Consider the following 6,874-nt stretch of genomic DNA (forward strand, 5'->3'; position numbering starts at 1 on the left):
GGAGCGCCCTTTACACCCGGCCCGGAACCGCCAACCTCAGGACAACCGGGCGGCCCCGGCGCCAATCAAAGCCACAGGCCCAGCAACGCCCCCGCCCCATGACGCCTGCCCTAGCTCGGCAGCTCCCACACGGTGGCGGCTATGCGGACCGGCCCTGCGGGACGGGAGGTCATCGGAGTCCGTGGTCGTGGACACCTGACCTATGTTTTCTCGTTTCTCGGCGGGAAGCGGTTCCCGCAGGTCACTCAGGACGGCACGAACTCGTACTGCAGCTCGTACAGGTGGCCCGCCTTGACCATCACCGTCGCCTCGATGGGCCGCTCGTCATCGCTGTAGACGACGCGCAGGGTGCGCAGCACCGGGAGGCTGCTGGGGAGCAGGAGAGCCGTGTACTGCTCCTGGGTGGGCACCCGCGCCGAGACCCGGTCGACACTGAGCCGCGGAGGGAAGCCGAGCCCGGACAGCAGGGCCGGGGTGCCACCACGAATCCTGCGCCGCTCCGTGATCGGGGTGCCCCGGGCGATCTCCACCGGATAGTAGGAGGCGACCAGTTCCGCCGGCTCGTCGTCGATGCTGAGCAGCTGGCGGCGCAGCACGGCCACACCGCCACCGGCGAGCCCCAGCGCCGCCGAGACATCCGCCGGCGGCACCACCTCGGCCACCTCCAGCAGCGTGCTCCGAGGGCTCGCGCCGTGCTCGGCGGCTTCGGTCAGCCAGCGGTACGGGCGCCCGTCCCCGGCAGGAGCCATGTACGCGGCGGGCCGCAGGGTCCGCTGGCGGTGCTCGCGGACGGTGACCGCCGCCCCGGCCCGGCCGACGGCCAGGCCCTCATCCTTGAGCAGCTGCAGCGCCTTCTGCACAGTGGCACTCGACGCATCGAATCTGGCCTTGAGCTGCGCCGTCGAGGGCAGCCTGGCACCCGGCGCCAGCTCACCGCTCATGATCTCGTCCCGCACATCGGCGGCGATGCGTTCATGCAGGGCGCGGCGGTCGGACGCATTGGCATCGGTACGGGGCACGGTCATCCGATCCGAATCTCGTAGCGCAGCCGCTGGCGGGTGGCAGGCATCACCATCAGGTCCGCCTGGATGGCCCGGCCCTCCGCGTCCAGGGTGACCCGGGCCAGCCGCAGGACCGGCTCGTCCGGACCCGCGCGAAGGGCCGCCCGCTCCTCCTCGCTCGGCATCCGGGCAGTGATGTCCTCGCGCACCGTGACCCCGGAGTGCCCGAGCTCGGCGAGCAGAGTCACCGCGCCTCCACGAATCTTGGCCGTGGCGGACAGCGGAGTCCCCCCGGCGATCTCAACGGGGTAATAGGTATCCGTCAACTCATTGGGTTCGCCGTCGAGTTCGATGATCCGGCGCCGAACGACCACGGGTCCCCCTTCGGCCACGCCGAGCAGTTCGGCCACCTCACCGGGCGCCGGAACCTCACCGGCCTGAACGATGCGCTGAGTCCCCTTGCGCCCCGCCGCGGCCGCTTCAGCACCCCAGGCCTCGGGGCGATCCCGGCCCGTCGGCGTGAGATACGGCATCGACGTACTGACCCAGTCACCACTGCTGGTCATCGTGAACTCCACTGCGCCGGAGGGCTTCTTGCTGCGTTGCGCCGTCTTCGTACCGTAGCCAACTCACTGTAGGTCGCCGCCTTGGCCCAACCTTTGCTGCTATTCGTGAATAGCAGTACGGTCCTGCTCGATCGTACAACCTCCCTGCACAAGGCGGTGGTTCACTGTGCGCCTGTCACAGCAACGACGATTCCCCCGGCATCCCAGATCTGTCCGCGCAGCCCGCGCCTTCGCCCTCGACGCCCTCACCACCTGGGGCATCACGGAACGACACGACGACATCCGCCTCTGCGTGTCCGAGCTGGCCACGAACGCGCTGCTGCACGGGGTCCCCCAGGGCCGCGAATTCGAGCTGGGCCTCTCGATCTCACCCGCAGACGCCGAGCTTCGCGTCACGGTCCGGGACAGCGGTGACGGCCACCCCATGCCGTCGACGCCCACCGCGGACGACTGCACGGGACGAGGCCTGCACCTGGCCCGCGAACTGTCCGACGCCTTCGGTGTCACGGAACACTCGGTGGGCAAGACGGTGTGGCTCATGTTCAAGGCGGTGAATGCCACCTGCGGCGAACAGGGCACCGGGGCCGCCCGGTTGTCCTGAGGTTGGCGGTTCCGGGGGGGACCTACTTCGGCAAAGTTGTGTTTCGCATGGCGTGCGCCCCCCTCGTGCCAGAACGCAACTTTCCCAAAGTAGGTCCCCCACCCCCCCCCAGCACCGGTGCCGCGTGACGGCCACCCCGCAAGCGGCCGCCACCCCGGAAGATCCGGTCGGCAGACGCTTGACGAGACCGGGACCCATCCCCGGACCGGCCGCGCACCCCTCCAGCGGGCAGCACTGCTACGAACCAGTCCGCACTCGGCGTGCAAACCGGATGGCCCGCCGGGTGGCCCCCGAGAGCCCCGCTTCGTGGCCGCCCGGTCAATTCGCTTCTCGCGGTGGAGGGACGGGTGTCAAGGGTGGAGCGCAGCGGAATCGGCGAAGCCGACGCGCAGCGCAGCGGAGCGCCCTTTACACCCGGCCCGGAACCGCCAACCTCGGGACAACCGGGCGGCCCCGGCAAGAACACCACCACCGGATCACCGAAGCCCCTCCGCCAGTACCTCCGCCAGATGCCGCCCCCGAACTCCCTCCCCCAACTGCTCCAGCTGCGTACGGCAAGAGAAGCCGTCCGCCAGGATCTCCGCCGAGGGCGGGGCCGAGCGTACCGTCGGGAGTAGTTGTTCCTCCGCGCAGGCTCGTGAGACCTCGTAATGGCCCGCCTCGAAGCCGAAGTTGCCCGCCAGGCCGCAGCAGCCTCCGCTCAACTCGCCCTCCAAGCCTGCCTTCTGGCGGAGTCTGCGTTCCGGGCCGTCGCCCAGGACCGCGTGCTGGTGGCAGTGGGTCTGGCCGACCACCGGGCGGTCGATCCGCGGCGGGTGCCAGTCGGGGGCGCGTTCCTCCAGGACCTCGGCGAACGTGCGGACCGCGGACGCGAGGCGCCGCGCCCGCTCGTCGGCGTCGCCTAGGAGTTCGACCAGGTCCGACTTCAGGGCCGCGGCACAGCTCGGTTCGAGGACGACCACCGGTGCGCCGCCCTCCAGGAGCGGCTCCATGTGGTCCAGGGTTCGGCTCAGGACCTTACGCGCGCGGTCCAGTTGGCCAGTTGATACGTACGTCAAGCCGCAGCACACCCCGCTCCCCGGCACGAAGACCGTCAGCCCCGCGTCCTCAAGGACCCGCACCGCCGCCCGTCCCACCTCCGGCGAGAGGTGGTCCGTGAACGTGTCCGGCCAGAGGACCACGAAGCGGTCGGAGGGCGGCATGATCTGCGTTCCCTTGCGGCTTGGCTGCCTTAGCCACCAGCGGTGGAACGTCTCCGGGGCGAGTCGTGGGAGCTCTCGTTCCGGGGCGATACCGGCGAGGCGTTTGGCCAAGCCCGCCAACACGCCCACCCGGGAAAGGGCGTTGGCCAGGCGGGTCGTGCGCGTGCGGGACGCGAGGCGTAGCCACAGCGGCAGCCAGCCCATCGCATAGTGCGACGCGGGGCGGCGTCTGCCCTCGTAGTGGTGGTGCAGGAACTCCGCCTTGTACGTGGCCATGTCCACGCCCACGGGGCAGTCCGAGCGGCAGCCCTTGCAGGAGAGGCAGAGGTCGAGTGCGTCATGGACTTCCGTCGAGCGCCAGCCGTCCTTCACCACCTCTCCCGCCAGCATCTCGTGCAGCAGCCGTGCCCTGCCCCGCGTCGAGTGCTCCTCCTCGCCCGTCGCGCGGAAGGAGGGACACATCACCCCGCTGCCCGCCGCCGAACCCGTCGACTCTGTACGGCACTTGGCGACCCCGACGCACCTGCGTACCGCCGCCGAGAAGTCGCCGCCGTCGTGCGGATAGCCGAAAGCTACGTCCACCGGCTTCCTCGGCAGCGGGGTGAAGCGGAGGTTCGCGTCCAGCGGGGCGGGGCGCACCAGCATTCCCGGGTTGAGGAGGTCCGCCGGGTCCCATGCTCCCTTCACCCGCTCGAAGAGGCGTACCAGGTCGTTGCCGTACATCTTGGGGAGCAGTTCCGCCCGTGCCTGGCCGTCGCCGTGTTCGCCGGAGAGTGATCCGCCGTGCGCGACCACCACCTCCGCCAGGTCCTCCGAGAAGCGCCGGAAGCCGCGTACGCCCTCCTCGCTCATCAGGTCGAAGTCGATGCGTACGTGGATGCAGCCGTCCCCGAAGTGGCCGTACGGAGTGCCGCGCAGGCCGTGGTCCGCGAGGAGCGCCCTGAAGTCCCGTAGATACGCGCCCAGCCGGGCCGGCGGCACCGCGCAGTCCTCCCAGCCCGGCCATGCCTCGCTGCCGTCCGGCATCCGCGTCGCCGTCCCGCTGGCGTCCTCGCGGACCCGCCACAGCGCTCGCTGTCCCGCCGGGTCGGTCACCACCAGCGAGTCCACGGCACCGTCGCCGGAAGCCGCCTGCGCGATCGCCTCCGCACGCGCGCGTGCCTCGGCCTCGCTGCCGCCGCCCGTCTCCACGAACAGCCAGGCGCCGCCCCTGGGCAGCCCTTCCGCGCCGCGCACCAGGTCGGCGGCCATGCCCTCCACCGTCAGCGGGCCGTGCGGAAGCAGCGCGGCCGCCGCTTCCGCCGCCGCGCTCTCGTCCGCGTATCCGAGAACGGCGAGGGCACGCGCGCGTGGAGCCTCGACGAGGCGCACCGTCGCTTCCGTCAGGACGGCGAGCGTGCCCTCCGAGCCGCAGTAGGCGCGGGCCAGGTCGACGCCGCGCTCGGGGAGCAGGGCGTCCAGGGCGTATCCGGAGATGCGGCGGGGCAGCTCCGGGAAGCCGGTCCGCAGGAGCTTCAACTCGGCGTCCACCAACGGGCGCAGGCCCTCGGGTGCGCCTTCCCAGCCCTGGGCGAGGCTGAGCCTTTCGCCTCCCGAGGTGATGACCTCCAGGCGGTGGACGTTGTCGGCGGTGGTGCCCCAGGCCACCGAGTGGGAGCCGCAGGAGTTGTTGCCGATCATTCCGCCGAGGGTGCAGCGGTTGTGGGTGGAGGGGTCGGGGCCGAAGGTGAGGCCGTGGCGGCCGGCCGCGTTGCGGAGGTTGTCCAGGATCACTCCTGGCTGGACGGTCGCCGTTCGCGTGTCCGCGTCCAGGGCGGTGATCTGGTTCATGTGGCGGGTGAAGTCGAGTACTAGGCCCACCCCGGTGGCCTGGCCTGCGATGGAGGTGCCTGCGCCGCGGGCGACCACCGGGACTCGGCGCTCCCGGCACACCGTCAGCGCCGCCGCCACGTCGTCCGCGTCGCGCGGGGCGAGGACGCCTTGCGGGACGCGTCTGTAGTTGGAGGCGTCCATGGTGTGCAGGGCGCGGGCGGTCGTGGAGAAGTCCACGTCTCCGCTGACGGCGTTTCGTAGGGCGCGCTCCAGGTCTCCGTGGTCGTTCATGCGTCTTCTCTTCCCCCATCCCGCCCCTACCCGAATCCCCCGGCTCCGCCGAGTTCGTCGCCAACCGCCGGGTATCGGGTGTGCGGGCGGGAAAGATCCGCCGCGGAGCGGCGGCCTTGAGCCGGGTCCGGGGCGGAGCCCCGCGGCGTCCGCCCCGCGTGGCGCCGCGATCTCACCCGGCGGACACCCGTCAGACCCCGTGCCCTGAGCCGCTAGGCTCGCCCCGTGGCTGAGATCCAGATTCCCGCTGACATCAAGCCCGCCGACGGACGTTTCGGCGCGGGCCCCTCCAAGGTGCGCACGGAGGCGCTGGACGCCCTCGCCGCCACCGGCACCTCCCTGCTCGGCACCTCCCACCGCCAGGCCCCGGTCAAGAACCTGGTCGGCCGGGTGCGCGAGGGTGTGCGCGACCTCTTCTCCCTTCCCGAGGGATACGAGGTGATCCTGGGCAACGGCGGCTCCACCGCCTTCTGGGACGTCGCGACGCACGGCCTGATCGAGAACAAGTCGCAGCACCTCAGCTTCGGCGAGTTCTCCTCCAAGTTCGCCAAGGCCTCGAAGCTCGCCCCCTGGCTGGCCGAGCCCACCGTCATCGGCAGCGACCCGGGCACGCACCCGGAGCCGCAGGCCGAGGCGGGCGTCGACGTCTACGCGTTCACGCACAACGAGACCTCGACCGGTGTCGCGGCCCCCATCAAGCGGGTGGCCGGCGCGGACGCGGGTTCGCTCGTCCTGGTGGACGCCACCTCCGGCGCCGGCGGCCTCCCCGTCGACATCGCCGAGACGGACGTCTACTACTTCGCCCCGCAGAAGTCCTTCGCCTCGGACGGCGGCCTCTGGATCGGTGTCTTCTCCCCGGCCGCCATCGAGCGGGCCGAGCGGATCCACGCGTCCGGCCGCCACGTCCCGGAGTTCTTCAGCCTCCCGACGGCGATCGACAACTCCCGCAAGAACCAGACGTACAACACGCCGGCGCTCGCCACGCTCTTCCTGCTCGGCGAGCAGCTGGAGTGGATGAACAGCCAGGGCGGCCTGGAGTTCACCACCGGCCGCACGGCTGCCTCCTCGCGCACGCTCTACGGCTGGGCCGAGGAGTCCAAGTACGCGACGCCGTTCGTCACGGACCCGGCCAAGCGCTCGCAGGTCATCGGCACGATCGACTTCGCGGACGAGATCGACGCCGCCGCTGTTGCGAAGGCTCTGCGCGCGAACGGCATCGTCGACACGGAGCCATACCGCAAGCTCGGCCGCAACCAGCTTCGCGTGGCGATGTTCCCGGCGATTGACCCGGCTGACGTCGAGGCGCTCACCAAGTGCATCGACTACGTGATCGAAAAGCTCTGAGGCTTCACTGTCGGCTGCGGCTGTTTCGTGGCTGGTCGCGCAGTTCCCGCGCGCCCG

At 71.0% G+C, this 6,874-nt stretch carries 5 protein-coding genes; 2 read left to right on the plus strand and 3 right to left on the minus strand.

Translation table 11 applies throughout. From position 1 onward, the window contains the following. Positions 1–245: 245 nt before the first annotated feature. Positions 246–1,025, minus strand: coding sequence for a GntR family transcriptional regulator (locus tag ACFWY6_RS37105; protein WP_384700063.1), 780 nt, complete (start codon positions 1,023–1,025; stop codon positions 246–248). Continuing rightward, positions 1,022–1,567, minus strand: coding sequence for a GntR family transcriptional regulator (locus ACFWY6_RS37110; protein WP_384700065.1), 546 nt, complete (start codon positions 1,565–1,567; stop codon positions 1,022–1,024). The genes ACFWY6_RS37105 and ACFWY6_RS37110 overlap by 4 nt, the downstream gene beginning before the upstream one ends. A 166-nt stretch (positions 1,568–1,733) precedes the next feature. Here ACFWY6_RS37110 and ACFWY6_RS37115 point away from each other — a divergent pair, with 166 nt between their 5' ends. Next, complete coding sequence (locus ACFWY6_RS37115) at positions 1,734–2,168, plus strand: ATP-binding protein (RefSeq protein WP_384700067.1); 435 nt, start codon at positions 1,734–1,736, stop codon at positions 2,166–2,168. A gap of 476 nt (positions 2,169–2,644) precedes the next feature. Here ACFWY6_RS37115 and ACFWY6_RS37120 read toward each other — a convergent pair whose 3' ends face one another. Then, the gene (locus ACFWY6_RS37120; protein WP_384700068.1) at positions 2,645–5,473 is read right to left on the minus strand and encodes an FAD-binding and (Fe-S)-binding domain-containing protein; all 2,829 of its coding nucleotides are present in this window, start codon (positions 5,471–5,473) and stop codon (positions 2,645–2,647) included. Positions 5,474–5,698: 225 nt separating this feature from the next. Here ACFWY6_RS37120 and serC point away from each other — a divergent pair, with 225 nt between their 5' ends. After that, positions 5,699–6,817, plus strand: a complete 1,119-nt coding sequence (gene serC, locus ACFWY6_RS37125; protein ID WP_361819731.1) for a phosphoserine transaminase — start codon at positions 5,699–5,701, stop codon at positions 6,815–6,817. The last annotated feature ends 57 nt before the right edge of the window (positions 6,818–6,874 follow it).

Origin of the sequence: Streptomyces sp. NPDC059037, from assembly GCF_042740015.1 — a bacterium.
Taxonomy (GTDB): domain Bacteria; phylum Actinomycetota; class Actinomycetes; order Streptomycetales; family Streptomycetaceae; genus Streptomyces.

Bases quoted from the DNA above. Each gene is read 5' to 3' on its own strand.
- ACFWY6_RS37105 (WP_384700063.1), bottom strand. From the start codon at position 1,025: ATGACCGTGCCCCGTACCGATGCCAATGCGTCCGACCGCCGCGCCCTG.
- ACFWY6_RS37110 (WP_384700065.1), bottom strand. From the start codon at position 1,567: ATGACCAGCAGTGGTGACTGGGTCAGTACGTCGATGCCGTATCTCACG.
- ACFWY6_RS37120 (WP_384700068.1), bottom strand. From the start codon at position 5,473: ATGAACGACCACGGAGACCTGGAGCGCGCCCTACGAAACGCCGTCAGC.